General features: G+C 73.7%; 20 protein-coding genes. 10 read left to right on the forward strand and 10 right to left on the reverse strand.

Features of this window, described 5'->3' with window-relative positions:
• Window positions 1-425 precede the first annotated feature (425 nt).
• The gene (locus ACQ9ZG_RS28950) at window positions 426-2,546 is read left to right on the forward strand and encodes a phage holin family protein (protein WP_109915684.1); all 2,121 of its coding nucleotides are present in this window, start codon (window positions 426-428) and stop codon (window positions 2,544-2,546) included.
• A 159-nt stretch (window positions 2,547-2,705) separates the two neighbouring features.
• Here the strand turns inward: ACQ9ZG_RS28950 and ACQ9ZG_RS28955 are convergent, their stop codons facing one another.
• From ACQ9ZG_RS28955 to ACQ9ZG_RS28965, 3 genes are all read right to left on the reverse strand, one after another.
• Window positions 2,706-3,755: a LacI family DNA-binding transcriptional regulator gene (locus tag ACQ9ZG_RS28955; RefSeq protein WP_109915683.1), complete on the reverse strand. Its 1,050-nt coding sequence runs from the start codon at window positions 3,753-3,755 to the stop codon at window positions 2,706-2,708.
• A 32-nt stretch (window positions 3,756-3,787) separates the two neighbouring features.
• Window positions 3,788-4,405, reverse strand: coding sequence for a DUF305 domain-containing protein (locus ACQ9ZG_RS28960; protein WP_109915682.1), 618 nt, complete (start codon window positions 4,403-4,405; stop codon window positions 3,788-3,790).
• Between the two features lie 96 nt (window positions 4,406-4,501).
• Window positions 4,502-5,440: a DUF1996 domain-containing protein gene (locus tag ACQ9ZG_RS28965; RefSeq protein ID WP_028418604.1), complete on the reverse strand. Its 939-nt coding sequence runs from the start codon at window positions 5,438-5,440 to the stop codon at window positions 4,502-4,504.
• 297 nt (window positions 5,441-5,737) lie between these two features.
• Here ACQ9ZG_RS28965 and ligA point away from each other — a divergent pair, with 297 nt between their 5' ends.
• The 4 genes from ligA to secD all read left to right on the forward strand — a co-directional run bounded on the left by ligA (window position 5,738) and on the right by secD (window position 12,650).
• Window positions 5,738-8,017 carry an NAD-dependent DNA ligase LigA gene (gene ligA, locus ACQ9ZG_RS28970; protein ID WP_258312329.1) on the forward strand — a complete coding sequence of 760 codons (2,280 nt, stop codon included), beginning with the start codon at window positions 5,738-5,740 and terminating at the stop codon, window positions 8,015-8,017.
• Window positions 8,018-8,851: 834 nt separating this feature from the next.
• On the forward strand, window positions 8,852-9,556 hold the full coding sequence (locus ACQ9ZG_RS28975; protein WP_499281646.1) for a rod shape-determining protein: 705 nt from the start codon (window positions 8,852-8,854) through the stop codon (window positions 9,554-9,556).
• Between the two features lie 71 nt (window positions 9,557-9,627).
• On the forward strand, window positions 9,628-10,296 hold the full coding sequence (locus ACQ9ZG_RS28980) for a hypothetical protein (RefSeq protein WP_499281373.1): 669 nt from the start codon (window positions 9,628-9,630) through the stop codon (window positions 10,294-10,296).
• A gap of 35 nt (window positions 10,297-10,331) precedes the next feature.
• Entirely contained in the window at window positions 10,332-12,650 is a 2,319-nt protein-coding gene (gene secD / locus ACQ9ZG_RS28985; RefSeq protein WP_109917254.1) for a protein translocase subunit SecD, read from the forward strand.
• Between the two features lie 93 nt (window positions 12,651-12,743).
• On the opposite strand, the gene ACQ9ZG_RS28990 is transcribed toward secD, so the two are convergent.
• Window positions 12,744-13,637 carry a helix-turn-helix domain-containing protein gene (locus ACQ9ZG_RS28990; protein ID WP_499281374.1) on the reverse strand — a complete coding sequence of 298 codons (894 nt, stop codon included), beginning with the start codon at window positions 13,635-13,637 and terminating at the stop codon, window positions 12,744-12,746.
• Between the two features lie 80 nt (window positions 13,638-13,717).
• Here ACQ9ZG_RS28990 and ACQ9ZG_RS28995 point away from each other — a divergent pair, with 80 nt between their 5' ends.
• Window positions 13,718-14,023 carry a 4a-hydroxytetrahydrobiopterin dehydratase gene (locus ACQ9ZG_RS28995; protein WP_109914569.1) on the forward strand — a complete coding sequence of 102 codons (306 nt, stop codon included), beginning with the start codon at window positions 13,718-13,720 and terminating at the stop codon, window positions 14,021-14,023.
• A 72-nt stretch (window positions 14,024-14,095) separates the two neighbouring features.
• Here ACQ9ZG_RS28995 and ACQ9ZG_RS29000 read toward each other — a convergent pair whose 3' ends face one another.
• Window positions 14,096-15,058, reverse strand: coding sequence for a LysR family transcriptional regulator (locus tag ACQ9ZG_RS29000; RefSeq protein WP_499281375.1), 963 nt, complete (start codon window positions 15,056-15,058; stop codon window positions 14,096-14,098).
• Between the two features lie 237 nt (window positions 15,059-15,295).
• Between ACQ9ZG_RS29000 and ACQ9ZG_RS29005 the strand changes: the two genes are divergently transcribed.
• The gene (locus ACQ9ZG_RS29005; protein ID WP_109916090.1) at window positions 15,296-16,246 is read left to right on the forward strand and encodes a class I SAM-dependent methyltransferase; all 951 of its coding nucleotides are present in this window, start codon (window positions 15,296-15,298) and stop codon (window positions 16,244-16,246) included.
• A gap of 17 nt (window positions 16,247-16,263) precedes the next feature.
• On the opposite strand, the gene ACQ9ZG_RS29010 is transcribed toward ACQ9ZG_RS29005, so the two are convergent.
• The 4 genes from ACQ9ZG_RS29010 to ACQ9ZG_RS29025 form a co-directional block, all read right to left on the reverse strand.
• Complete coding sequence (locus ACQ9ZG_RS29010) at window positions 16,264-16,740, reverse strand: RICIN domain-containing protein (RefSeq protein WP_109916089.1); 477 nt, start codon at window positions 16,738-16,740, stop codon at window positions 16,264-16,266.
• Between the two features lie 103 nt (window positions 16,741-16,843).
• Window positions 16,844-17,680 carry an aldo/keto reductase gene (locus tag ACQ9ZG_RS29015; RefSeq protein ID WP_018491883.1) on the reverse strand — a complete coding sequence of 279 codons (837 nt, stop codon included), beginning with the start codon at window positions 17,678-17,680 and terminating at the stop codon, window positions 16,844-16,846.
• Between the two features lie 142 nt (window positions 17,681-17,822).
• Window positions 17,823-19,622 (reverse strand): AMP-dependent synthetase/ligase, encoded by a 1,800-nt coding sequence (locus ACQ9ZG_RS29020; protein WP_026238205.1) that lies wholly within the window; start codon window positions 19,620-19,622, stop codon window positions 17,823-17,825.
• Between the two features lie 252 nt (window positions 19,623-19,874).
• The gene (locus ACQ9ZG_RS29025) at window positions 19,875-20,762 is read right to left on the reverse strand and encodes a LysR substrate-binding domain-containing protein (protein WP_499281376.1); all 888 of its coding nucleotides are present in this window, start codon (window positions 20,760-20,762) and stop codon (window positions 19,875-19,877) included.
• A 273-nt stretch (window positions 20,763-21,035) separates the two neighbouring features.
• On the opposite strand from ACQ9ZG_RS29025, the gene ACQ9ZG_RS29030 reads away from it, so the two are divergent.
• On the forward strand, window positions 21,036-22,067 hold the full coding sequence (locus ACQ9ZG_RS29030) for a bile acid:sodium symporter family protein (protein ID WP_028418616.1): 1,032 nt from the start codon (window positions 21,036-21,038) through the stop codon (window positions 22,065-22,067).
• A gap of 92 nt (window positions 22,068-22,159) precedes the next feature.
• On the opposite strand, the gene fdhD is transcribed toward ACQ9ZG_RS29030, so the two are convergent.
• Window positions 22,160-23,008, reverse strand: coding sequence for a formate dehydrogenase accessory sulfurtransferase FdhD (fdhD, locus tag ACQ9ZG_RS29035; protein WP_109916144.1), 849 nt, complete (start codon window positions 23,006-23,008; stop codon window positions 22,160-22,162).
• Window positions 23,009-23,333: 325 nt separating this feature from the next.
• Between fdhD and ACQ9ZG_RS29040 the strand changes: the two genes are divergently transcribed.
• Together ACQ9ZG_RS29040 and ACQ9ZG_RS29045 are read left to right on the forward strand one after the other, a co-directional pair.
• On the forward strand, window positions 23,334-24,293 hold the full coding sequence (locus tag ACQ9ZG_RS29040; protein WP_028418618.1) for a beta-ketoacyl-ACP synthase III: 960 nt from the start codon (window positions 23,334-23,336) through the stop codon (window positions 24,291-24,293).
• 367 nt (window positions 24,294-24,660) lie between these two features.
• Window positions 24,661-25,842, forward strand: a complete 1,182-nt coding sequence (locus ACQ9ZG_RS29045) for an ROK family transcriptional regulator (RefSeq protein ID WP_028418619.1) — start codon at window positions 24,661-24,663, stop codon at window positions 25,840-25,842.
• The last annotated feature ends 154 nt before the right edge of the window (window positions 25,843-25,996 follow it).

A 25,996-nucleotide genomic window follows, 5' to 3' on the forward strand; every position in this document is an offset into this window, starting at 1 on the left:
CAGGCGCCGGTGGTACGAGCCTAGGGGGTGTCTTGCCGTTCACGCCGGGCTCGCGGGGTCCGGTGCCGCACCTCGCGGCGTTGTCGTCACTCGCCGACGCTCCGCGTCGACTCCCTCCTCCGCCTTGCGACGCACGGGACCGGACCCCGCTCCCTGATCCGGCCTGACCGGCAAGACACCCCCTAAGCGCCCCCGGACGTCCCCACGACGGCCGCTGACCGGCACCGGCGCTGTGAAAGGCTGGGGCGGGGGCCTCGGAGGGGCAGCGGGCCCGCAGGTGGAGAAGGGCATCGGGGTGGACCGGGAAGGCCAGGAGAGGGACCGGCGTGGTTGAGCGGAGACCGGCCTCGCCGGAGCGGCGTACGCCCGAGCGGGGCACGACGGGGTCGCGTACGGCGGGGTGGCGCAGGGCCGGGGGCGCGCTGATGCGGATCATCGCGGTCTGGGCCGTCTCCACCCTCACCATGCTCGCGCTCGCCGGGATCCTGCCCGACTTCCGGCTCCAGTCCGACGACGGCGACACCGTCACCCGTACCGCGTTCACGGCGGCCTGGGGAGCGGGCGCCTTCGGCCTGCTCTCCGCGCTGGTCTGGCCCGTCCTCGTCCGCGCCCTGCTCATCGTGCCCGCGCTCGTGCTCGGCGCGCTGGTCTTCTTCCTCAACGGCTCGCTGCTGCTCATCGCGCTGAGCCTGATCCCGGACGGGCGCGGCGACGCCGCCCCCGAGACCGCCGTCGTGGTCGCCGCCGTGATGTCCGCCGTCGCCTCCGCCACCTCCACCGCGCTCGCCGTCCGTGACGACGAGGCCTACCGCCGCAGGCTCTCCCGCCTGGCCGACCGGCGCCGCAGACGCGGCTCCCCGAACACCGTGGAACCCGACCGCGACGGCCCGCCCGGCACGGTCTTCCTCCAGCTCGACGGCGTCGGCCACGACGCCCTGGTCAAGGCGGCCGCCGACGGGCTCATGCCGACCGTCGCGGGCTGGCTCGCCGACTCCTCCGGCCACCGCCTCACCCCCTGGCGCACCGACTGGTCCAGCCAGACCGGCGCCAGCCAGCTCGCCCTGCTGCACGGCTCCAACCACGACATCCCCGCCTTCCGCTGGTACGAGAAGGAGACCGGCACCGTCATGGTCTCCAGCCGCCCCGCCAGCGCCCTGGAGATGCAGCGCCGCGCCATCGCCCGCACCCGGGACGGCGGCCTCCTCACCATCGACGGGGCGAGCCGGGGCAACCTCTTCAGCGGCGGTGCGGGACAGCTCGCCCTGGTCCTCTCCATGGCCGCCCGGCGCGGCAAGGGCCGCCGCTCCCGCTCCGGGTACTTCGCCTACTTCTCCGACCCGGCCAACGCCGTCCGTACCGCCCTCTCCTTCGCCGCCGAGGTCGGCCGCGAGATCGGCCAGTCGACCCGGGCCCGCGCCCGCAAGGTCACCCCCCGGGTCAAGCGCGGCGGCCTCTACCCCTTCATCCGCGCCTTCGCCACCGTCGTCGAACGCGATGTGGTCGTCGCCGCCGTGATCGGGGACATGTTCGCCGGACGCACCGCCGTCTATGCCGACCTGGTCGCCTACGACGAGGTCGCCCACCACTCCGGACCGCACAGCCGCGACGCCGAGAAGGTCCTCCAGCGGCTCGACCGCTCGCTCGCCCTGATCGCCAAGATCGCGGACCACACCCCGCGCACCTACCGGATCGTGCTCCTCTCCGACCACGGCCAGAGCCCCGGCGAGACCTTCGCCGGACGGTACGGACTGACGCTCAAGGACCTCGTACGGGCGGGCTGCGGGCTGCCCGTACGGCGCCGGGCCCGGGGCACCCACAGCGCGTCCGAGGCCCGGGACGCCGTCCGGATCGCCCTGCACCGGCCGCCCGAGGCGGAGGAACCGGAGGCGGAGCACCCGGCCAAGCGCTCCGACCCGATCGTGCTGGCCTCCGGCAACCTCGGCCTGATCTCCTTCCCCGACATCGAGGGACGGGCCTCCCGCGAGGAGATCGACCGCCGCAACCCGGCCCTGCTCTCCACCCTCGCCAACCACCCGGGGATCGGCTTCCTCCTCGTACGGAGCGAGGAGCACGGCTCCGTGGTGCTCGGGCCCGGCGGCGCCGAGGTCCCGGTGGCCGGACTGGCCGACGGGGAGGGCCCGATCGCCGTCTTCGGCACCGGCGCGGCCGCCGCCGTACGGCGTACCGACACCTTCCCGCACGTCGCGGACATCATGGTCAACTCCATGTACGACCCCGGGACCGGCACCGTCCACGCCTTCGAGGAGCAGATCGGCTCGCACGGCGGCCTGGGCGGCGAGCAGTCCCGGCCGTTCCTGCTCTGGCCGCGCGGGATGACCGACCCGCTCGACATCATGGCCGCCGAGACGGCCGAGGGCGCGCCCCCGCCGCCGGGCGGCGGGCTGGTGGGCGCGGAGGCGGTGCACCGGGTGCTGAACCGCTGGCTGCTGGAGTTCTCCGGACCCCAGGTGCCGGTGCGAGCCGAGGGATTCACGGGCACCCCGCACGCGGACGAGCCGTTCCCGGAGCGGGGTACGGCGGTGTGAAGCTTCGGGGAGCCCGGTTCGGCCCCGGGTGTTCCCGGGGCGGCTGATCCCCGGCCGGGTTTTCTCCGGACGGGAGTTCCCGGTCCAGGTCGTCTGGGACCGGGTGTCCTCGGTCCGGGTCGTCTCCGGCCGGGTGTTCCCGGTCCGGCTCTTCTCGGATCAGGCCGACTGACGCCGTACCAGCGTCGGCGGGAAGACTACGGACGGGGACGGGCCGCCGGGCCCGCCGATCTGCTTGAGCAGCAGCCGGGCCATCTCGGCCGCCATCTCCTCCACCGGCTGCCGCACGGTCGTCAGCGGCGGGTCGCAGGCGGCGGCCGCGCTGCTGTCGTCGAAACCGACCACCGCCACATCCGACGGCACGTCCCGCCCGGCCCGCAGCAGCACCGGCAGCGCGCCCAGCGCCATCAGGTCCGAGGCGATGAACACCCCGTCCAGCTCCGGCTGTTCGGCCAGCAGCCGGCGCATCGCCGCCGCACCGCCCACGTGGGTGAAGTCGCCCTCGGCGCAGGCCACGTCCTCGATGCCGTGCGCGGCCAGGGCCTCCAGGAAGCCCGAGAGGCGGACCTGGCCGGCGGGCCTGTCCTGCGGACCGGAGATCGTCCCGATGCGGCGCCGCCCCAGCGCGGCCAGATGGTCGGCGGCGAGCCGCGCCCCTGCCTGCTGGTCGACCTCCACATAGGCGAGCGACGAGGGGCGCGGCGGGCGGCCCGCGAGGACGGCGGGCAGCCGGGTGTCCTGGAGCAGACAGGGCAGCGGGTCGTCCGCGTGCGAGGTGACCAGGACGACTCCGTCGACATGGCCGTGGCGCAGATAGGAGAGCAGCTGGGTCCGTGAGGCCTCGTCGTCCGCCAGCATCAGCACCATCTGGATGCCCGCCGGGCGCAGCACTTCGAGCAGACCGCTGACGACCCGGCCGAAATAGGGGTCGGAGAACATCCGCCCGACGAACGGCTCGGAGACCGGCTGCCGTTCCCGCTCCGAGATGACCAGCGCCACGGAGTCGGTCCGCCGGGTCACCAGGGAACGGGCCGCCCGGTTGGGCACGTACCCGGTGGTCGCCACCGCCTCCTCGACCACCGTGCGCAGCGCCGGGTCCACCGTCGTGGCACCGTTGATCACCCGGGACACGGTGGCCCGTGAGACACCGGCCACGGCCGCCACGTCCTCCAAGGTCGGGCGTACGGGCGGGTCCACATCGGCTGTCATGCAGCCTTTATACCCGCAGCCCGGACAGCGGGTCAGCCGAGGGCCCGCGCTGCCCCCGGGAGCCCCGCCAGCTCGGTGAGCGCGGCCTCGCGCGCCGTGACGAGGGCGGCGGCCAGCTCCTTGGCGTCGGCCCGCGCACCCGCCGTGATCTCGGACCGCGACACCTGGGCGGAGTGGCGCAGATGGTCGCGGAGCTGGATGAGGAAGAGCCGGTCGAAGGCGGCTCCCTCGGCCGCCCGCGCCGCCGCGAGGTCCTTCTCCGTCACCATGCCGGGCATGTCGTGGCCCGCGTGCACATCGGTGCCGGGGAGTCCCATCCGGGTCAGCAGCGGCCGGAGGCGGTCGAGTTCGGCCTCCTGGGAGCTGCGGAGGCGGGCCGCGAAGGCCCGCAGCGGGGGAGTGGTCGCCCGTTCGGCGGCGAGGGCGAGAAGGGCCACCGCCTTCTCGTTCATCGGGGTCATCAGCTGGACCCAGGCGGCGTCGGTGGGGGTGCCGACGGTGGTCGCCGGGGCTGATGCGGCGGGTGGCGGAGCGGGCACGGGCGCCGGGGAGCAGCCGGCCGTGGCGGTGAGGCCCAGCAGGGCCGACAGGACGAGCAGGGAGGACAGCAGGGGCGCCGGGAGGGGCCTGGCGGGGGTGGGGCGGTTCATGGGGGGTCCTGGGGGCCTGGGCCGGGTGGAGGGCGCCGCCCCGGAGCATGGGCCCCGGGGCGGACACCGGCGAACGGTCGACGAGTTGACGAACAATCAGGGACGGCCGTCGAAACCGCACTTCACGATGGCGTTGATGCAGTCGCGTACGCGCTGCGCCATCTCCTCCTCCGGCCATACGTTGAAGAAGTCGCCGTGCATCGTGAAGCCGGGACCCGACGCCAGCCGGAAGCGGGCCGGGTCGCCGTTGACCGGATAGCGCAGCACCTGGCGGAGCTTGGGCACCGGCACCGGGTGGGTGGCGGGGCACTCGCCCGCGACCGGGTAGGACATGTGGCTCTTGTGGTCGGCCGAGTCGAGGTCCGTACCGTTCCAGCACTGCGGGAAGTCCAGGTACGACTCCAGCATCGTGCCGGCCGGGCAGTTCACGAAGTCCTGCGAGGGGTTGACGTGACCGGCGTGCAGACACGACCAGCGGGCGATGGTGTTGTCCTGCGGACCGGCCGCCTTCGCGTTGCCCGCCACGATGCGCAGGCCCCGGGGGAACGGCTGGATCTGCCGGATGACGTCGTCGCGGACGCCCTCGCCCAGGTAGTAGAAGGTGGTCCCGGTGGGCTCCACCTCCCGGTCGCCGTCGTACAGCGTGGGCACCCAGTACGAGGAGAGGTCGGTGACGGGGGAGCAGGAGGTGCGGCCCTTCTCCAGCGAGGCCAGGTCGGAGTGGGCGTTCGTGGTGTCGTTGCCGAAGAAGCTGTGCATGTGGGAGGCGCCCGGCAGGCCCGGGAAGACGATCGGGTCGTCGGGGGCCCGGTGGGTGTACGGGCACTCGGCCAGGAACTCGGCCACCCGGACCACATCGGCGGCGGCCCTGGGCGCGACCTCGGCGGCGCCGCGGTCGGCCGCGGCGTTGCCGACGTTGGCCTGGACGAGCGAGAGGGCGAGGGCCGCGGCGGCGAGTCCGGCGACTCGGGCGCGCCAGGACCGGGGGGATCGTGTGCGGCGGTGTTCGGGGCTGCGTCGGTTTCGGAAGAGCACGGCACTCCTGTTCGGAAGTGGGGGGATGTTCCTCGGTGGGACGAGAGAGCGCTCTCTGGTGGGGAACGTAAGAGCGTGGCCCGTGCATGTCAATAGCATGCGCAAGCACTGCAACAAGCCGGTAAATGGCCGAGGTTGAGGGGTGGCGGCATAGGAGAGCGCTCTCCCGTCGCTCTTTCCCGATGTCAGGGAACGCCCGCTTCCGGGTTCACGGCAGGACCGTTCGACGTCGGTACGGGAAGGGGGCGGGGCGCTGCTGGAGGGGCGTTGTCAGTGGTGGACGGCAGGATGGTCACCATGACGAACTCAGCCGCTGTGCTCGCCGATGCCGCCGCCTACGCCGCCGCGGTCGAAGAGGCCTCCCGGGCCGCCGCCGCGTACTACGCCACGGGCGAGAGCACCCTCGACGACGACGCCTACGACCGGCTGGCGCGCGGGATCGCCGCGTACGAGGCGGCCCATCCCGACGAGATACACGAGTCATCACCGACCGGGAAGGTGGCGGGCGGGGCCGCCGTCGGGGACGTCCCGCACACGGTGCCGATGCTCTCGCTGGACAACGTGTTCTCGGCCGAGCAGTTCGTGAGCTGGACCGCCTCGCTGGAGCGGCGCATCGGCAGACCGGTCGCGGCCTGGAGCGTGGAGCCGAAGCTCGACGGCCTCGCGGTCGCCGCCCGCTATCGGGCCGGCCGCCTGGAGCAGCTGATCACCCGGGGCGACGGCACGGCGGGCGAGGACGTCTCGCACGCTGCCGCGGCGGTCGTCGGCCTCCCCGAGCGGCTGGACGCACCGGTCACGCTGGAGGTGCGCGGCGAGATCCTCATGACGACCGAGCAGTTCGAGCAGGGCAACGCGATCCGTACGGAGCACGGCGGCGCCCCCTTCGCCAATCCGCGCAACGGGGCGGCGGGCACGCTGCGCGCCAAGGACCGGGCCTACCGGGTGGAGACGACGTTCTTCGCCTACGGCGCCCTGCCGCTCGCGGATTCGGGCGAGATCGCCGAGACCCTCACCGAGCTGCCCCACAGCGAACTCCTGGCGTATGTCGCGGGGCTCGGCGTGCACACGGCCGCGGCCACGGAGGCGGCGCCGGTCCGGGTGTCCACCGTCGAGGAGGTGCAGGCGCGGGTGGAGGAGATAGCCGCCCTGCGGGCCGCGCTGCCGTTCGGCATCGACGGCATCGTGATCAAGGCGGACCTCGCGGCCGACCAGCGCGAGGCGGGCTCCGGCACCCGGGCGCCGCGCTGGGCCATCGCCCACAAGCTGCCCGCCGTGGAGAAGATCACCCGCCTCCTCTCCGTCGAGTGGAACGTGGGCCGCACGGGCATCATCGCGCCGCGTGCCGTGCTGGAGCCGGTGGAGATCGACGGATCGACCGTGGGGTACGCCACCCTGCACAATCCGGCCGACATCACCCGCCGCGATCTGCGCCTGGGCGACCAGGTCATGGTCTACAAGGCGGGCGACATCATCCCCCGCATCGAGGCTCCCGTCGCCCATGTGCGCACCGGGGACGAGACACCGATCGCCTTCCCCGAGAGCTGCCCGCAGTGCGGTTCCGAGATCGACATGAGCGAGCAGCGCTGGCGCTGCACCCGGGGCCGCAACTGCCGCCTGGTCGCCTCCGTCTCGTATGCGGCGGGCCGCGACCAGCTCGACATCGAGGGCCTCGGGGCGACCCGGGTCGTCCAGCTCGTCGACGCGGGCCTCGTCACCGACTTCGCCGACCTCTTCACCCTGGAGCGGGACCAGCTCCTGGCCCTGGACCGGATGGGCGAGACCTCCACCGACAATCTCCTCGCCGCCATCGGGGCCGCCCGCTCCCGGCCGCTCTCACGGGTCTTCTGCGCCCTGGGCGTACGGGGGACGGGGCGCTCCATGTCCCGCCGGATCGCGCGGTACTTCGCGACCATGGACCACATCGTCGCCGCCGACGCCGAGTCCCTCCAGCGGGTCGACGGCATCGGCAAGGAGAAGGCCGCGGCGGTCGTCGAGGAGCTGGCGGAGCTGGCCCCGCTGATCGAGAAGCTCGTCCGGGCCGGGGTGACGATGACGGAGCCGGGGGCCACCCCGCCCCCGGAGCCCGGCACGGAGGAGCAGGAGGGTGCGGAGGCCGGTGCGGAACTGCCCTTGGCGGGGATGAAGGTGGTGGTCACGGGTGCCATGACCGGGGCGCTGGAGAAGCTGTCGCGCAACCAGATGAACGAGCTGATCGAGCGGGCGGGCGGGAAGTCGTCCTCCAGTGTCTCCGCGCGCACCAGCCTGCTGGTCGCGGGTGAGAAGGCCGGTGCGAAGCGGACCAAGGCGGAGGGGCTGGGCATCCGGATCGCGGACCCGGAGGAGTTCGCGGAGCTGCTCGCGGACTTCCTCTCGGGGGGAAGCACGGCGGTCGCGGAGCCCGGGGAGGCCGCGGCGGCTGTTGTGGTGGAGGTGGCCGCCGTGACGGAGGCGGCGGGCGAGGCCGATGTGGTGGGTGAGGCCGAGGTGGTGGCCGTGGTCGTGGCAGAGGTGATGGCCGGGACCGAGGCCGGGCTCGGCACGGGGGACACGGAGGTCGTGCGGGCCGCACAGGTGTAGGCAGGCGGGCAGCCCGTGCGGACCGTGCGGGTCACGGGGTGGTCGGGGCCGTGGAAGGGGCGCGACCCGAGGAGGCCGGGGATGCCTTTGAATCGGTGAGGAAGTGGCTTTCCCTCACCCGGTATTGCATAGTGAGGGCTTGGTCATGCCTCGCTATCAGCGGGCCGATGGGTGCGTGGGCGGCTGGGGACGGCCGACCGGGGGTGAGGGGCGATGCGTTCTCCGGACGACGGACAGCGACGCGGCCGTGCCGTTCCCCGGCCGGGTCGGCCCGGCGAGACGCGCGGGTCGCTCGGCGCCGCACCCGGTCGGCTCGGTGAAGGGCCGCGGCCGCTCGGGGGTCCGGGGCCGCTCGGGAACGCCGGGCAGCTCCGTGGTTCCGGGGCGAGCGGTGAGCGACCTGGGACCGGACAGGGACCCGGATCCGGACAAGGACGCGGAGCAGGGCACGGGTTCTGGCCCGTGTACGGCCCAGCAGCCGGACCCGGTCACGGAGCCGGACACGGAGCCGGTGCCGGACTCGGACCCGGTCACGGACTGGGGTCGCTCGGCGCCGCACTCGGCCGGCTCGGTGAAGGGCCTGGGCCGCTCGGTGATCCGGGCGCGTTCCGTGGTCCCGGGCCGCTCGGTGATTCCGGATCGGCCGGTGGGAGGCCCCGGCCGTTCGGGGAAGTTTCCGGACCGCTTCGTGACGGGAGCGGGGTCGGGGGGTCCGGGGCCGGGCGTGAGCCCGGGGCGCTCCGGGTGCGTCACGGACACCGCCGGCTCGGCGGCAGGACCGTGGCCGCCCGGGGGCTCGCCCTGGACCTCGGCAGCTCCCGCACCCGGGCCTGGGTGCCCGGCCACGGCCTGGTCGCGGACCCGCTCCTCGGCAGCGGCCCCGACGGTGAGCGGCCGGTCCGGCGCGGGCGCATCGTCGACCCCGAGTCCTGCGGCCGGCTCCTCGGCCGGATCGCGGACGCCGCCCTCGGGCCCGACCGGACGGACAGCGTGATCGTCCTCAGCCACCCCGTCCTCGCCGGAGCCGTCCACCGCAACGCCGCGCGCGAGCTGCTCGCCGGGCTGGGGCCCACCCGGGTCCTGGTCCTCAGCAGCGCCCGGGCCGCCGCCGCGTACGCCGGGCCGCGCGACGCCGGTCCGCTGCTCGTCGTCGACATGGGCGCCGAGCTGACCGAGGTGACGCTCCTCGTCGGCGGCCGGATCGCGGACGCCCGGCAGGCCGAGACCGGGCTCAGCGACCTGGACCCGGCGACACTGCCCGCCACCCTGGTCGGTACGGTCCTGGACATGGTGAAGTCCATGTGGCGCCAGGACCGGCACGGCGCGATCCGCGGTGCCCTGCGCAAGGGCCCGGTGCTCGCCGGTGGCGGGGCGCTGTGCCCCGAGGTCACCGACCGGATCGCCCGGTGCCTGGGCACGCCCGTGCGGCTGGCGGACGACCCGTCCACCACCGTCGTCCGGGGCGCCGGACAGATCCTCAGCTCCGTGCTCCGCCACGGGGCGACTCCCGCCGCCTCCCTGCCCGGCCGAACGAGGTGACCCCGCACCCGGGGACGCCCCGGGGGAACGCGCTCCCGGTGCGGCCGCACCCGGCGCAGGGGACGCGGCGCGTGCTGGCCGCGCTGGTCCTCGCCGTGCTCACCCTGGTCGGCGGCGCCCCCGCCGCCGGGGCCGCACTGCCCGTCGGCGCCCTGGGCAGCCTCGCCTCGGCCGCCGCGTACACGCCGAGCGCCCCGGCCCCCGCCCCGCAGACCGACCGCACCGCCCACCCCGGCGGCCCGCACCACGACCTCCGGCGTACGCGTACGGCCCCGAGCCCCGCGGGCGCCGGAGCCGGTGGCCGCGACGCCCGCGACCACCGGCCCGGCCCCCAGCACCTCAACGTCCGGACCGGACCCGCCCGCCTCCAGGTCCAGGGCCAGCCCCAGAACCCCCCGCGGTCGCAGCCCCACCAGCACCATCCGCAGGCCCAGAGCCTCCACGAGCGGTCACTGGCCGCCGCCGAGCCGACCACCCCCAACCCCCGGGCCGGGGCCGGCCGCGCCCACCTCACGGGCCATGCGCCCCCACCCGCGTACGAAGGGCTGCTGCCCGCCCCGGCTGGCCCCCGCCCGCCCTGCGGTGCCACGGCGCCGCGCACCCCGGACTCCTCCTCGACACCCTCCGGCCGCCGGGGCGCCCAGCCCGGTGTGCGGGGTCCTCCGGACAGCACGGCCGCCGGTCACCCGACCGGCCGTCCGCCCCGCTGTTCTGCCGATCCGGCGTCGCGTCCTCGCTGAGGTGAGGGCGGCCGACGCCCCACCGGAGGATTCCCATGACTCGCGCCACCACGGTGCGAGCGGTCCTGGCTGTCGCCGTGCTGCTCGTCTCCGTCTTCATCTCGCTGACCATGTCACCCAGACTCGGCCTGGATCTCCAGGGCGGCACCCGCATGGTGCTCCAGGCCAAGGACTCCGCCACCGTCAAGGCGGACCGGGAGACCACCGACCTCACCCTGGAGGTCCTGCGCCAGCGCATCGACTCCCTCGGGGTCGCCGAACCCGTCCTCACCCGCTCCGGGGAGGACCGCATCATCGTCGAACTGCCCGACGTCCAGGACCCGCGCCAGGCCGCGGCCGTCATCGGCCGGACCGCCCAGCTCAGCTTCCACGAGGTCCTCGGCGCCGCGCCCCCCGGCACCGACCCGGCCCCCGCACCCGAGACGGGGGAGAAGCGGCTGATCCTCCCCGACGAGCAGGGCACGCAGCTCGACCTCGGGCCCTCCCGGCTCTCCGGCGCGGGCGTCAAGGACGCCTCCGCCTCCTTCGAGGCCCAGCAGGCCGCGGGCTGGACGGTGAAGCTCGACTTCCACAAGGACGCGGGCAAGGACTGGACGAAGCTCACCGGTGAGGCCGCCTGCCACCCCGCCGGGGACGAGCGCCGGCGCGTCGCGATCGTCCTCGACGAGAAGGTCATCTCCTCGCCCCAGGTCGACCCCTCGGTCGGCTGCCAGGCCGGACTGCCCTCCGGCGGCACCCAGATCACCGGCTCCTTCACCGCCAAGGAGGCCCGTGACCTGGCCCTGCTGATCAAGGGCGGCGCCCTGCCCGTCCCCGTCGAGATCGTGGAACAGCGGACCGTCGGCCCGACGCTCGGCGCGCAGGCCATCGACGCCAGCACGCAGGCGGCGCTCATCGGCGCCGCCGCCACCGCGCTCTTCATCACCCTCGTCTACCGGCTCTTCGGCGCCCTGGCCGCCGTCGCCCTCGCCGCGTACGGAGTGATCTCGTACGCCGCGCTCGTCGGCCTCGGCGTCACGCTCACGCTGCCCGGCCTCGCCGGGTTCGTCCTGGCGATCGGGATGGCGGTCGACGCGAACGTCCTTGTCTTCGAACGGGCCAGAGAGGAGTGTCAGGCCCAGCCGACACGTTCTCTGCGCTCGGCGCTGACCACCGGCTTCCAGAAGGCGTTCAGCGCCGTGGCCGACTCGAACATCACCACGCTCCTCGCCGCCGGGCTGCTGTTCTTCCTGGGCTCGGGCCCGGTGAAGGGCTTCGGCGTCACCCTCGCCATCGGTGTCATCGCCTCGATGTTCTCCGCGCTGGTCATCGCCCGCGCGCTCACCGAGATCGCTGCGGGCTCCCGCTTCGTCAGCGACTACCGGGGCGTCAACGGCATCGCGCGCCCCGGCAGCGTACGGACCTGGCTCATCCGCAAGGACCCGCAGCTCTTCCGCAGGCCGGTCCGCTGGCTCGTCGTCTCCACCGCCCTGGTCGCCGTCGCGGTGGCGGGGATCGTGGTGCGCGGGATCGACCTCGGCGTCGAGTTCACCGGGGGCCGGCTCGTGGAGTACTCCACCAGCCGCCCGGTCGACGTCGAGACCGCCCGCTCCACGCTCGCCGCCGCGGGCTTCGGTGACGCCGAGATCACCACGGCGGGCGACGGCGACATCTCCGTACGCACCGGAAAGCTCGACAACGACGGGGAACACGCCCTGCGGGAGGCGCTGGCCACCGAGGGCGGTGAGACGACGAAGGTACGGGACGAGCTGATCGGCCCGAGCCTCGGCGACGAACTCCGGCGCAACGCGCTGATCGCCCTGGGCGTCGCCGTGCTCGTGCAGCTGGCCTATCTGGCGGTCCGGTTCCGCTGGACCTTCGCGGTGGGGTCGGTGGCCGGGATGGTGCACGACGTGATCATCGTGGTGGGGGCCTTCGCCTGGCTGGGGCGGCCCGTGGACGGCATCTTCCTGGCCGCCCTGCTCACCGTCATCGGCTACTCGGTCAACGACTCGGTGGTGGTCTTCGACCGGGTGCGGGAGCTGTGGGGCAGGAACCGGAAGACACCCCTGGCCGCGATCTCCAACCGGGCGGTCCTCCAGACCGTTCCCCGCACGGTCAACACCGGCATGGGCGCCCTCATGATCCTGGTCGCCCTCGCGGTGCTGGGCGGCGACTCGCTGACCGACTTCGCGCTGGCCCTGCTCATCGGCATCGTCGTGGGCACCTGGTCCTCGGTCTTCACCGCCGTACCGGCCGCGCTCGCCCTGGAACGCACCACCAGCGCACCCCCGCCCACACCGGGGAAGTCCTCCAGGTCGGGGCGCGCCCGCGCACCCCGCCGTGATCCGGCGGACAACGGGGCCCGCGTCTGATCCCGCAGGCCTCCGTTCCGCCCGTGCGTCCCCTGCCGTGCGTCCCCTGCCGTGGCTGTCACGGCAGGGGACGCACGGGCGCGGCGCGTACGGTTACGCGAGCCGCTCGCGCAGATAGGCCGCGGTCTCCCGGTCGGCGGGCAGGAACGTCTCGACGGCCAGCTCCGCCACGGTCACGTCCATCGGGGTGTTGAACGTCGCGATCGAGGCGATGAACGACAGCACCCGGCCGCCGTGCTCGATCACCAGGGGCAGGGCGAACGACGGCGTACGCTCCCGGCCCCGGTCGCCTGCTTCCGTCTCGTCCCCGCCGCCCCCGTCCCTGGCCCCGGTGCCGCCGCCGGTCCCGCCGCCGGTCCCGCCGCCGGTCCCGCCCCCGGCCTCCGCTCCCCGGCCCTCCACCGGATACGCGGCCACCTCCTCGTACAGCGTCCGCAGTTCGGGCGACCGTACGAGCGCGATCTGCCGCTCCATCTGCGCCAGCAGATCCGCCCGCCACTCCGGCAGGTTCAGGATGCGCGGTGCGAGCCCCGCCGGGTGGAGGGTGATCCGCATGGCGTTGAGCGGCGGGACGAGCAGTTCCTCCGCGATCCCCTCCATGAGCAGCGCGATGCCCCGGTTGGCCGCCACCACGTCGTACCTGCCGTCGACGACGAGCGCCGGATACGGCTCGTACCCCGCGAGCAGCCGGTCCAGCCCCTCGCGCACCGGCGCCATCGCGGGGTCGTCGAGCGGGGTCTGCGGGTAGCGGGGCGCGTAACCGGCGATCACCAGCAGGGCGCTGCGTTCCCGTACGGGGATGTCCAGGTGGTCGGCCAGCCGCAGGATCATCTCCTCGCTCGGGCGGGAGCGGCCCGTCTCGACGAAGGAGATGTGGCGGGCCGAGGAGTCCGCGCGGAGCGCCAGATCCAGCTGGCTGATCCGCCGCAGCTCCCGCCAGCCGCGCAGCAGTGGCCCCACGCCCGTGTCGGGGGAGAGAGTGGTCATGGGAAGACCGTAACGTCGGACGGCCGGTTGCAGACCGGCATCCGGGACCGCCGACGTCCGAGACCCGTGGGAGCCGCTCCATGTCCGCCGAACCGCTGTCGAGGACCGAGACCGAACACCGGCTGGAGTCGCTGCCCGGCTGGGCGCTGGAGGGCGACCGGATCACCCGGACCTACCGGCTGCCCTCCCACCTCGCCGCCGCCGCGCTGACCATGCACATCGCGCGGATCCAGGACGAGCTGAACCACCACTCCGAGCTGACGCTCGGCTACAACACCGTCGCCCTGGCCGTCCACACGCACGACGCGGGCGGCGCGGTCACCGAGAAGGATGTCGAACTGGCCACCCGGGTCACGGCTGCCGCACCGGACCACGGAGCGGTGTGACGCGCGGGCGTACGGGGACGGGGCGGGGGCCGGGAGGCGTCCGCTTACGCCGGAGCCCGGCGGCCCCGGCTCTCAGCTGACCAGCCCGAACCGCGGGTTCTCCGCCAGCCACCGCGCGTAGCTGGGGCTGCGCGACACGGCTTCCGCGTAGGCCGTCCGGGTCTGGCCCGCCACCGTCGCCGCCGCGGCGTCCGCGGCGGGGGAGTGCGGGTGCCAGCCCAGCAGATGGCGCCAGCTGAGCGGCGCACCGGCGAGCGGCCGGGTCACCAGGCCGGGGACCGGCGGGAACGTGGCCCGGCAGAGCCCGATCGCCCGCCCGACCTGCACCAGATGGACGACGGACGAGGTGTCCGTCTCGTAGACCGACACCGGGGTGAACCCCGCCCGGGCGCAGGCCGTGGCGAAACAGTCCGCGAAACAGCCGTCGCCGGGAACGTCCGCCCAGCACTGGTCGGCCAGCGCGGCGAGTTCCAGCTCCCTCTCCCCGGCCAGCGGGTGGTCCTCGGGCAGCATCACGAAGACCGGATCCACCCCCACCACCTCCCAGACCAGCCGCTCGGCCAGCGGCGGCGGGCTCTCGCCGCACGTGCCGATCAGCGCGAAGTCCAGCCGTCCGTCGATGGTCAGGGCGGCGATCTCGTCCACCGACCACGAGGTGTACGTCGAGACCGGCGCCGCCGGGTTCGCCGTGGCGATCCGGTCGACCAGGCCGCCGAGCAGCGGGCCGTGCGTACCGCCGAGCCGGAACCGCTCCAGCGGCCCGGTGGCGTTGGCGAACCGCACCGCCTCCGCCTGGAGTTCGCTCACCGCGGGCAGCACCACACGGGCCCGCTCCAGCACGAGTTCACCGAGCGGAGTGGCGCGGGCTCCCGTGTGGTCACGCTCGAAGAGCGTGCCGCCCAGGGCCTTCTCGATCCGCCGCAGCTGGGCGCTGAGCGCGGGCTGGGCGAGGCCCAGCGTGGCGGCCGCCTTGGTGAGGCTGCCGGTGTCGGCGATGGCACGGACGGTTCTGAGATGGCGCAACTCCAGCTCCATAATGGCAAGTTATGGCCACCGGACCGCCTCGGCAATATGTCGGTCAGGCTTCTGTCGCAGCAATGTTCCCGGGGCGTACCGAGGGTGTACCCTCCGACCCGCAGATACCGGAGGGCTCCACTCCCGTTCAGCCGTGCGCCGCGGCTTCCGGCCGCCACGGCCGCAGGAGCGCCGCGCCGACTTGCCGGGACGGCAACAGAACTTGCCCGGGCGCTGACCCGCGGCGAGGGTGGCGCCATGAACAGCAGCCACGCCGGAGACGGCCACCAGGACCCGCACCCCCACTCCCACGGCGCCGGTCACTCGCACACGCACACGCACGGCTCCGGTGCCGCGGGCGCCGGTACGGAGTTCGACTGGGACGTCATGGGCCCGATGCTGGAGCAGGAGGCCGAGCTGAACAGCGGCCCGTACGAGGAGGCCGCCCGCTGGATCGCCGCCCTGCCGACCGCGCCGAAGGTGCGCCGGGTGCTGGACATCGGCAGCGGTCCCGGTGTCGTCACCTGTCTGCTGGCCGAGGTGTTCCCCGAGGCCGAGGTCGTCGCCGTGGACCCCACGCCCGCCCTGCTGGAGCGGGCGGCGGACCGTGCCCGGCGGCTCGGCGTGAGCGACCGGTTCCGTACGGTGAAGGCCGAACTCCCTCAGGACGCGGGCCGGTTGGGCGAGGCCGATCTCATCTGGGCCGGTAACTCCCTGCACCACATGGGTGATCAGCGCGCTGCCCTCGCCGGATTCGCGGAACTCCTGCGCCCCGGCGGGACGGTGGCCCTCCTGGAGGGCGGGCTGCCCACCCGGCGGCTGCCCCGGGACATCGGCATCGGGCGGCCCGGCCTGGAGGCCCGGCTGGACGCCGCCTCCGCCGCCCGGTTCGACCGGATGCGGACCGAACTCCCGGACAGCAAGCGCGAGGCGGAGGACTGGAGCGCCCTGATCGCGGCGGTCGGGCTGGCCCCGCAGGGCACCCGCAGCTTCCTGCTCGACCTGCCGGCCCCGCTCTCCGCGCCCGCCCGCGAGCATGTGATCGCCAAGCTGACCCGGGAGTACGAGGTCTTCGGTGAACTCCTCGACGCCGAGGACCGCGCCGTACTGGAACGGCTGCTGGACCCCGAGGACCCCGAAGGCGTCCACCAGCGGCCGGACGTCTATCTGCTCACCGCCCGCACGGTCCACCTCGGCCGCCGGGACTGACCCCCGCCGGGGCCCGGTCAGGAGGACACCGGCTCCAGCCGCCACCACTGGAAGGGGGAGTCGGTGTCCTCCCACTGCTGGACCGTCCCGCCCTCCTCGGTGGAGCCGTCCGCGACCTCCATGACGAGCCCGCTGATGAAGCTCACCAGCGTCACCGTCCCCGGCGCCTCCGGATGCTGCTCGATCAGCCACTCCTGGGCGCCGAAGTTGTTGGCCTTCCACTGCTGGATGCGGACACCGTTCGCCGTGTCGGCGCCCGCCACGTCCAGCCGCTTGTCGCTGTGCGCGTTGACCAGGTGGTAGAGGGACGCGCCCTCGTGGACCGGGGAGAGCCGCCACCGCTGGTGGGTCGCGTCCCCGGCCTCCTCCCGGCCCTGCTGCACCCGGGCCCCACTGCCCTTGGCGGCTCCGTACACCTCCAGCACCAGGCCGCTGCCGACATTGCGCAGCCGGTAGGTGCCCGCCTCGACGACGGGCGCCGGATCGCTGCTCATGCTCTGTTCACTCCCGGGACGTGGGGCCGATGTGGTGCGGGGCCGCGGACCGACGACGGCGCCCCCACCGCCGTGACGGTGGGGGCGCCGGGGCGCCCGGTGCTCAGGCGCCGACGTTGAACTCCGCCGGGTCCGGGCCGAGGCGCTTGCCCTCGTCCAGGGCCGCGAAGGCGGCGAGGTCGTCGGCGTCCAGCTCGAAGCCGAACACGTCGATGTTCTCCTCGATCCGCGACGGGGTCACGGACTTCGGGATCACGATGTTCCCGGTCTGCAGATGCCAGCGCAGGACCACCTGGGCCGGCGTACGGCCGTGCTTCCGGGCGATGGCGACGACCGTCGGCACCTCCAGGAGGCCCTTGCCCTGGCCCAGCGGCGACCAGGCCTCGGTGGCGATGGAGTGCTCGGCGTGGAAGGCGCGCGCCTCGGCCTGCTGGAACTGCGGGTGCAGCTCGATCTGGTTGAGGACGGGGACCACCGAGGTCTCGTCCAGCAGCCGCTTCAGGTGCTCGGGCCGGAAGTTCGACACACCGATGGCCTTGGCGCGGCCGTCGGCGTAGATCTTCTCGAACGCGCGGTACGTGTCGGTGGCGGCGTCCTTGGCCGGGACCGGCCAGTGGATCAGATACAGGTCGACGTAGTCCAGGCCGAGCTTGTCGAGCGAGGCGTCGAAGGCGCGCAGCGTGCTGTCGTACCCGTGCTCGCTGTTCCACAGCTTCGTGGTGATGAACAGCTCGTCGCGGGCGACACCGGAGGCGGCGACGGCCTTGCCGGTGCCCGTCTCGTTCTCGTAGATCGCGGCGGTGTCGATGGACCGGTACCCGGACTCGATGGCCTTCGCGACCGCCTTCGCCGCCTCGTCGTCCGGCACCTGCCAGACACCGAAACCGAGCTGCGGCATGTCGAGGCCGTTGTTGAGGGTGATGGAGGGGACCTGGCTCACGAGCGGTCGATCCTTTACGTCGTCGGTTTGGGTACTCCCTACGACAACGAGCGGGCGCGCCGGGGCATTCCCGTTCCATGATCCGGAATGGTCCGGAACGGTCCGGAGGGGGCGTGCCGTCAGCGGTGGGGCGCGTCCGCCGTCAGTGGTAGAGCGCGTCGACCTCGACGCCGTACGCCGCCTCGATGGCCTTGCGCTTCAGCTTCAGCGAGGGGGTCAGCAGCCCCAGCTCCTCGGTGAACGGATGGGCCAGGATCCGGAACGTACGGATGGACTCGGCCTGCGACACCGCCGTGTTGGCGGCCACCACCGCCCGGCGGACCTCCATCTCCAGGTCCGGGTCGCGCACCAGGTCGGCGGGCGGGAGCGGAGGGCGGCCCTGCATGGCGAGCCAGTGGTCCACGGACTCCTGGTCGAGGGTGACGAGCGCCGCGATGTACGGGCGGTCGTTGCCGACGACGATGCACTGGGCGACCAGGGGATGCGCCCGGACGCGCTCCTCCAGGCCGGCCGGGGAGACGCTCTTGCCGCCCGACGTCACCAGGATCTCCTTCTTCCGCCCGGTGATCGTGAGGTAGCCGTCCTCGTCCAGCGCGCCCAGGTCCCCGGTGGCCAGCCAGCCGTCCTGGAGCGCGGCCCGGGTCGCCGCCGGATCGTTCAGATAGCCGGAGAAGACGTTCGGGCCGTGCAGCCACACCTCGCCGTCGTCCGCGATGTGCACCGACGTGCCGGGGACGGGCTGCCCGACCGTGCCGTACCGGGTGCGCTCGGGCGGGTTGGCGGTGGCGGCCGCGGTCGACTCCGTCAGCCCGTACCCCTCGAAGACGGTCACCCCGGCCCCCGCGAAGAACAGGCCGAGCCGGCGGTTCATGCCCGAGCCGCCCGACATCGCGTGCCGCACCCGGCCGCCCATCGCGTCGCGGACCTTCTTGTAGACCACCTTGTCGAAGAACTGGTGCTGCACCCGCAGCCCCGCCGACGGCCCGGGGCCGAGGCCGAAGGCCCTCAGCTCCAGCGCCTCCGCGTACTTCACCGCGATGTCCACGGCCTTGTCGAACGGCCCGGCCCTGCCCTCCGCCTCGGCCTTGCGCCGGGCACCGTTGAAGACCTTCTCGAAGATGTACGGCACCGCCAGGATGAAGGTGGGCCGGAACGTCATCAGGTCCGGCATCAGCGCGTTCGCCGACAGTTCCGGCTGGTGGCCGAGCCGGACCCGTCCGCGTACCGCCGCGACCTCCACCATCCGGCCGAAGACGTGCGCCAGCGGGAGGAAGAGCAGCGTGGCCGCCTCGTCGCCGGGCCGGGAGTGGAACACCGGCTCCCAGCGGGCGGCCATCGTGTCGCTCTCGAACATGAAGCCCGCATGCGTGATCACGCACCCCTTGGGGCGGCCCGTCGTGCCCGAGGTGTAGATCACCGTCGCCACGGACTCGGGCGTCACCGCCCGCCGGTGCCGGTGCACCACCTCGTCGTCGACCGCCGTCCCCGCGTCGAGCAGCTCGCCCACCGCGCCCGCGTCCAGCTGCCACAGCCGCTGCAGCCGCGGCAGCCGGTCGATCACCGAGCCCACCGTCATCGCGTGGTCCTCGTGCTCGACCATCACCGCCACCGCTTCGGCGTCGTGCAGTATCCAGAGGACCTGCTCGGCGGAGGAGGTCGGGTATATCGGCACCGACTGGGCGCCCACCGACCAGAGCGCGAAGTCGAAGAGCGTCCACTCGTAGCGGGTACGGGACATGAGCGCGACCCGGTCGCCGAACCGGACCCCATGGGCGATCAGCCCCTTGGCCAGGGCCAGTACCTCGTCGCGGAACGCCTCCGACGTCACGTCCCGCCACTGTCCGGCCGCGTCCTTGCGGCCGAACGCGATCCGCTGCGGATCGTCCTCCGCGTGGTCGAAGACCGCGTCGGCCAGACCGCCCACCAGCGGCGGCGCGGCCAGCGGTGGGACCGTGAATTCACGCAATGACCTGCTCCTCCGGGCGCTCCGCACAGCGCCGCGACGCTACCCCAACCGGGGGCCCGGCGGGAGTGGCCGAACCCCACGTAAAACGTGGCATTCACCGAGGTCAACCGTCGAAATCCGGCCAGATGGGCAACGCCCGGGCGGACTTCTGACGGCGGCGTAAGCGGCTCGCGGCCAAATCTCCACCGAATCCGACTCCCGGCGGCACTCCGTCCGCGCCCCCGGACGTCACTCCCGGCCGCGAAGGCCCCGGTGCAGCCGGTCACCGCCCGCCAGGATCGCCCCGGCCAGCGCGTCCGCCGCCTCCTGGGCCGCGCCCCGCCGGTCCCCGTGGAGCAGGACGAAGTCCACGCCGCCCGGCTCCGGAAGCCCGGCCCGGGCCGGAACCGGTACGAGCCCCGGTGGGATCAGCCCCCGCGAGTGCACCATCACGCCGAGCCCCGCCCGCGCCGCCGCGACCAGGGCGCTCAGGCTCGTGCTCGTACAGGCGATCCGCCAGGACCGGCCGTGCTCCTCCAGCACCTCCAGGGCCCGGGCCCGGGTGATGCCGGGCGGCGGGAAGACGATGAGCGGCACCGGACGTTCCGGGTCGATCCGCAGCCGCGGGGCGCCGATCCAGTCCAGCGCGTCCTGCCAGACCAGCTCGCCATGGCTGTCCCCGGTCCTCCGCTTGGCCAGCACCAGGTCCAGCCGGCCCGCCTCCAGCTGCCGGTGCAGGGTTCCGGACAGCTCCACCGTGAGTTCCAGTTCGACGTCCGGGTGGTCGCGCCGGAAGGCCTCCAGGATCTCCGGCAGCCGGGTCAGCACGAAGTCCTCGGAGGCCCCGAAGCGGAGCCGGCCGCGCAGCCGGGTGCCCGCGAAGAAGGCCGCGGCACGCTCGTGCGCCCGCAGGATCGTCCTCGCGAAGCCGAGCATGGCCTCGCCGTCCTCGGTCAGGTCGACCCGGTGGGTGTCCCGGGCGAACAGCTGCCGCCCGGCCGCCTCCTCCAGCCGCCGCACCTGCTGGCTGACCGTGGACTGGCGGATCCCGAGCCGGCGGGCGGCCTGGGTGAAGCTCAGGGTCTGGGCGACGGCGAGGAAGGTGCGGAGCTGGACCGGGTCGTAGGAGGTTTCCACGGGTCCACGCTAGCGCGCTTCATCGCGATACGTGATGACAGTCAGAGCGGTATGAGGGATTCCCGATCGCCGGGCGAGGGGCAGGATGGTGGGGCGCGTCCGGAACCCCGGAGCCGCCCACGCGCTTCGGAGAACGCGGCGGCCGACGGCCCCGAGAAGCCGTAGCCGCCGATCACCCGCCGACGACCCCGAAAGCCGCAGCCCCGAATTGCCCGTCGACGACCCCGAGAAGCCACAGCCGCCCCCCCCCCCGCAGAGAAGCCGCAGGAGCACATGACCCGCCGCCGCACCCTCGCCCTGCCGTCCTGGCTGCCGGTCGACGCCTACATCCTGGCGCTCGTCGGCACGGTCGTCGTCGCCGCCCTGCTCCCCGCGCGCGGCACCGCGGCCGAGGTGGCGGGCGGGGCCTCCACCGGGGCGGTCGCCCTGCTCTTCTTCCTCTACGGGGCCCGGCTCTCCACGGCCGAGGCGCTCGACGGGCTGAAGCACTGGCGGCTCCACCTCACCGTCCTGGCCTGCACGTTCCTGGTGTTCCCGCTGCTGGGGCTGGCGAGCGGGGGACTGGTGCCGTACGTCCTGACGCCCGAACTCCAGGCGGGCTTCCTCTTCCTCTGCCTCGTACCCTCGACGATCCAGTCCTCGATCGCCTTCACCTCGATCGCCCGGGGCAACGTGCCCGCCGCGATCTGCGCCGGGTCCTTCTCCAGCCTCGCCGGGATCCTCCTCACCCCGCTGCTGGCCGCGCTCCTCCTCGGCTCCGCGGGCGGCGGTCTCTCGGCCGACTCGCTGCTGAAGATCGTGGTCCAGCTGCTCGTGCCGTTCCTCGCGGGGCAGATCCTGCGCCGCTGGGTCGGCGGTTTCCTCACCCGGCACAAGAAGGTGCTGGGGCTGGTGGACCGGGGCTCGATCCTGCTGGTCGTCTACACCGCGTTCAGCGAGGGCATGGTCGCCGGAGTCTGGAGCCAGGTCACCCCCGCCCGGCTCGGCGCCCTGCTCGCCGCCGAGGCGGTCCTGCTGGCCGTGATGCTCGCCCTGACCTGGTACGGGGCGCGGCGGCTCGGCTTCGACCGGGCGGACCGGATCGCCATCCAGTTCGCCGGGTCGAAGAAGAGCCTGGCGGCGGGGCTGCCGATGGCGAGCGTGCTCTTCGGGGCGCACGCGAGCCTCGCCGTCCTGCCGCTGATGCTCTTCCACCAGATGCAGCTGATGGTCTGCGCGGTCATCGCCAAACGCCGCTCGCGCGACCCGGAGCGGCCCGAGGAGCGGCCGCGGCACCGGGAACCCGCACCGGCCGCCGCCCCCTGAGACGGAGGTCCCTCCCGTACGGAGGTCCCTCCCGTACGGAGGTTCCTCGCGTACGGAGGACGGGACGTGGGGCGGAGCCCCGGTCGGGGGCCTCAGTCCCGCCCGGCCTCCGCCTCCAGCGCGATCCGGTGCTCACCCGCGTACACGTTCATCGACCCGCCCCGCAGGAATCCCACCAGCGTCAGCCCGCTCTCCGCCGCCAGGTCCACCGCCAGCGAGGACGGCGCCGAGACCGCGGCGAGCACCGGGATCCCGGCCATCACCGCCTTCTGGGCCAGCTCGAACGAGGCCCGCCCCGAGACCAGCAGGACCGCCCGCGACAGCGGCAGCCGGCCGTCCGTCAGCGCCCGCCCCACCAGCTTGTCGACCGCGTTGTGCCGCCCCACGTCCTCCCGCACGTCCAGCAGTTCGCCCGCCTCGGAGAAGAGGGCCGCCGCGTGCAGCCCGCCGGTCCGGTCGAAGACCTTCTGCGCGGCCCGCAGCCGGTCCGGGAGGGCGGCGAGCAGCGCGGGCGTGAGGCGGACCGGCGGAGCCTCACCGACCGGATGGCGGGTGCTCGTCCGGACCGCGTCCAGGCTGGCCTTGCCGCACAGGCCGCACGAGGAGGTGGTGTAGACGTTCCGCTCCAGCGTGATGTCGGGCACGACGACACCGGGGGCGAGCTGCACGTCCACCACGTTGTACGTGTTCACCCCGTCCGCGGTCGCCCCGGCGCAGTAGACGATCGACCGCACCTCGTCCCCGCCGGCGATCACGCCCTCGCTGACCAGGAACCCGGCGGCCAGCGCGAAGTCGTCACCGGGGGTGCGCATGGTGATGGCCAGCGGTTTCCCGTTGAGCCGGATCTCCAGGGGCTCCTCCGCCACGAGCGTGTCGGCGCGGGAGGAGACGGCACCGTCCCGGATGCGGAGGGTGCGGCGGCGCTCGGTGACCCGTCCCATGAGGCTGAACCCGATTCTGTCGGTGACCATGCGGTGCGCGGAGCCCCGGCCGTGGGTGGGGGCGAAGCCCGGCCCCGCCATTGTCCTGCACCCGCGTCACCCTGTCGCAGGACGGGGGCGGGACGCCGACGTGGCCGGAACGCGAACCCTCCCATGGCCGGGGCGCGCCCCTCCCGTAACGGAGGAAAGCGTCCCAGCACGGGCGCGGGAGTGTTGTCAATGCTCCAACGCGCGGGCCGGATTCCTGTGGGATCACGTGCCCTCGTACCGGGCGGTAGCCACCAAGACTGGGTGATTCCTGCCCTACGCAACGATGGGAACCCGTATGACCGGCTCACGTGTCGTGGCGCTCGGCCACTACCAGCCCGCCAAGGTGCTCACCAACGACGACCTGGCGGCCATGGTCGACACGAGCGACGAGTGGATCACGAGCCGGGTCGGGATCAAGACCCGGCACGTGGGCGGCCCCGACGAGCCGGTCGACGAGCTGGCCGCGCACGCCGGTGCGAAGGCGCTGGCGTCGGCGGGTCTCCAGCCCTCCGACATCGATCTGGTCCTGGTGGCCACCTCCACCGCCATCGACCGCTCCCCGAGCATGGCGGCCCGGGTCGCGGCCCGGCTCTCCATGGGGTCGCCGGCCGTGCTGGACATCAACGTCGTCTGTTCGGGCTTCACCCACGCCCTGGCCATGGCCGACCACACGATCCGGGCCGGGGCGGCGACCCGCGCGCTGGTCATCGGGGCCGACAAGATGGGCGACATCGCCGACTGGACCGACCGCTCCACCTGCGTCCTGCTCGGCGACGGCGCGGGCGCCGCCGTCGTCACCGCCGACCCGTCCGCCCCCGACACGCCCGGCGGCCCGGGGATCGGACCGGTGCTGTGGGGGTCGGTGCCGGAGATGGGCAACGCCGTACGGATCGAGGGGACGCCGCCGCGCTTCGCGCAGGAGGGCCAGTCCGTCTACCGCTGGGCCACCACCCAGCTGCCCCCCATCGCCCGCCAGGTCTGCGAGAAGGCCGGGGTCGCCCCGGAGGAGCTGGCCGCCGTCGTCCTGCACCAGGCCAACCTGCGGATCATCGAGCCGGTGGCCCGGAAGATCGGCGCGGTCAACGCGGTCATCGCGCGGGACGTGGTCGACTCCGGCAACACCTCCGCCGCCTCCATCCCGATGGCGCTCTCCAAGCTCGTCGAGCGCGGCGAGATCGCCGCCGGGGCGCCGGTGCTGCTCTTCGGCTTCGGCGGGAACCTCTCGTACGCCGGACAGGTCATCCGCTGCCCCTGACCGCCCCTGACCGCCCCTGACTGTCCTGACTGCCCCTGACGTACGCCGCTGACCGCCCCTGACCGTCCTCGACCACCCCCGGCGTACGCCCCTGACTGTCCCGACCGCCCCTGGCGTGCGCCCCTGACCTCTCCCGACGCCTACCTCTCCGGCCCCTCTCCCGGGGCGCATCCCTGACCGCTCCGCCCGCCCCCGGGCTCCCCGCCCCGCCTGTCGCCGACGCCCCCGCCCCGGCTTTGTCCTCAGTGTGGAGAAAGTTGGGGCGGATTCCTGCGCAACTTCTTCCCCCTCCGGGAAAGCGCTGCTACGTTCCCCTCGAAAGCCCGACGGACTGGCCGGATGTGGCGGGGAGGGACGCGTGAGACGCATGACGGCACGACCCGCGAACGCGCATCAGGCACGGCTGCTCCGGCTGCTGCGCGACGGGGGCCCCAACTCCCGTGCCCAGCTGGGCGATCAGGTCGAACTCTCGCGCTCCAAGCTCGCCGTCGAGGTGGACCGGCTGCTGGAGACCGGTCTCGTGGTGGCCGACGGACTCGCCGCATCCCGTGGCGGGCGCCGCTCGCACAACATCCGGCTCGCCCCCGAACTGCGGTTCCTCGGGGTCGATATCGGGGCCACTTCCATCGATGTCGCCGTCACCAACGCGGAGTTGGAGGTCCTGGGGCATCTCAACCAGCCGATGGACGTACGCGAGGGGCCCGTCGCCGTCTTCGAGCAGGTCCTGGCGATGGCGGCCAAGCTCCGCGCCTCCGGCCTCGCCGAGGGGTTCGACGGCGCGGGCATCGGGGTCCCCGGCCCCGTCCGCTTCCCCGAAGGCGTGCCGGTCGCACCGCCGATCATGCCCGGCTGGGACGGGTTCCCGGTCCGTGAGGCGCTCAGCCAGGACCTGGGCTGCCCGGTCATGGTCGACAACGACGTGAACCTCATGGCGATGGGGGAGCAGCACGCGGGCGTCGCCCGTTCCGTGGGCGACTTCCTCTGCGTCAAGATCGGTACGGGGATCGGCTGCGGGATCGTCGTCGGCGGTGAGGTCTACCGGGGGACGACGGGCAGTGCCGGGGACATCGGGCACATCCAGGTGGACCCGGACGGCCGTCCCTGCGCCTGCGGCAACAAGGGCTGCCTGGAAGCCCACTTCAGCGGGGCCGCCCTGGCCCGCGACGCGGAGGACGCCGCCCGTGAGGGCCGCTCGCCCGAGCTGGCCGCCCGACTGGAGGCGGCCGGCCGCCTCACCGCCGCCGACGTGGCCGCCGCCGCGGCGGCCGGGGACGCGGCGGCGCTCGACCTCATCCGCGAAGGCGGCAACCGGCTCGGCCAGGTCATCGCGAGCCTCGTGAGCTTCTTCAATCCCGGTCTGGTGGTGATCGGCGGCGGGGTCACCGGCCTCGGTCACAACCTCCTCGCCAGTGTCCGCACCCAGGTCTACCGGCAGTCCCTGCCCCTGGCCACCGGCAACCTCCCCATCGTGCTGGGTGAGTTGGGTCCCACCGCCGGAGTGATCGGCGCGGCCCGCCTCATCAGCGACCACCTCTTCTCCCCGGCCTGACCGCACCGGGCCCCGGCCCGCCCGAGCACCCCACGCCGGCACCACACCCGGCACCGCCCCACCGAGCACCCCACGCCCAGCACCGCCCCAGCCACCACCCCGGCGCCCCGCGCCACCCCCAGTACCCCGCACCCGTCACCGTACGCACCACCGC

This window comes from Streptomyces araujoniae, from assembly GCF_050871195.1.
In the GTDB taxonomy this organism is placed as follows: domain Bacteria; phylum Actinomycetota; class Actinomycetes; order Streptomycetales; family Streptomycetaceae; genus Streptomyces; species Streptomyces bacillaris.

What these genes read in the sequence shown, in the direction of transcription:
- ACQ9ZG_RS28950 (WP_109915684.1), top strand. Translation starts at nt 426, where the DNA reads ATGCGGATCATCGCGGTCTGGGCCGTCTCCACCCTCACCATGCTCGCG.
- ACQ9ZG_RS28955 (WP_109915683.1), bottom strand. Translation starts at nt 3,755, where the DNA reads ATGACAGCCGATGTGGACCCGCCCGTACGCCCGACCTTGGAGGACGTG.
- ACQ9ZG_RS28960 (WP_109915682.1), bottom strand. Translation starts at nt 4,405, where the DNA reads ATGAACCGCCCCACCCCCGCCAGGCCCCTCCCGGCGCCCCTGCTGTCC.
- ligA (WP_258312329.1), top strand. Translation starts at nt 5,738, where the DNA reads ATGACGAACTCAGCCGCTGTGCTCGCCGATGCCGCCGCCTACGCCGCC.
- secD (WP_109917254.1), top strand. Translation starts at nt 10,332, where the DNA reads ATGACTCGCGCCACCACGGTGCGAGCGGTCCTGGCTGTCGCCGTGCTG.
- ACQ9ZG_RS28990 (WP_499281374.1), bottom strand. Translation starts at nt 13,637, where the DNA reads ATGACCACTCTCTCCCCCGACACGGGCGTGGGGCCACTGCTGCGCGGC.
- ACQ9ZG_RS28995 (WP_109914569.1), top strand. Translation starts at nt 13,718, where the DNA reads ATGTCCGCCGAACCGCTGTCGAGGACCGAGACCGAACACCGGCTGGAG.
- ACQ9ZG_RS29000 (WP_499281375.1), bottom strand. Translation starts at nt 15,058, where the DNA reads ATGGAGCTGGAGTTGCGCCATCTCAGAACCGTCCGTGCCATCGCCGAC.
- ACQ9ZG_RS29005 (WP_109916090.1), top strand. Translation starts at nt 15,296, where the DNA reads ATGAACAGCAGCCACGCCGGAGACGGCCACCAGGACCCGCACCCCCAC.
- ACQ9ZG_RS29010 (WP_109916089.1), bottom strand. Translation starts at nt 16,740, where the DNA reads ATGAGCAGCGATCCGGCGCCCGTCGTCGAGGCGGGCACCTACCGGCTG.
- ACQ9ZG_RS29030 (WP_028418616.1), top strand. Translation starts at nt 21,036, where the DNA reads ATGACCCGCCGCCGCACCCTCGCCCTGCCGTCCTGGCTGCCGGTCGAC.
- fdhD (WP_109916144.1), bottom strand. Translation starts at nt 23,008, where the DNA reads ATGGGACGGGTCACCGAGCGCCGCCGCACCCTCCGCATCCGGGACGGT.
- ACQ9ZG_RS29040 (WP_028418618.1), top strand. Translation starts at nt 23,334, where the DNA reads ATGACCGGCTCACGTGTCGTGGCGCTCGGCCACTACCAGCCCGCCAAG.
- ACQ9ZG_RS29045 (WP_028418619.1), top strand. Translation starts at nt 24,661, where the DNA reads ATGACGGCACGACCCGCGAACGCGCATCAGGCACGGCTGCTCCGGCTG.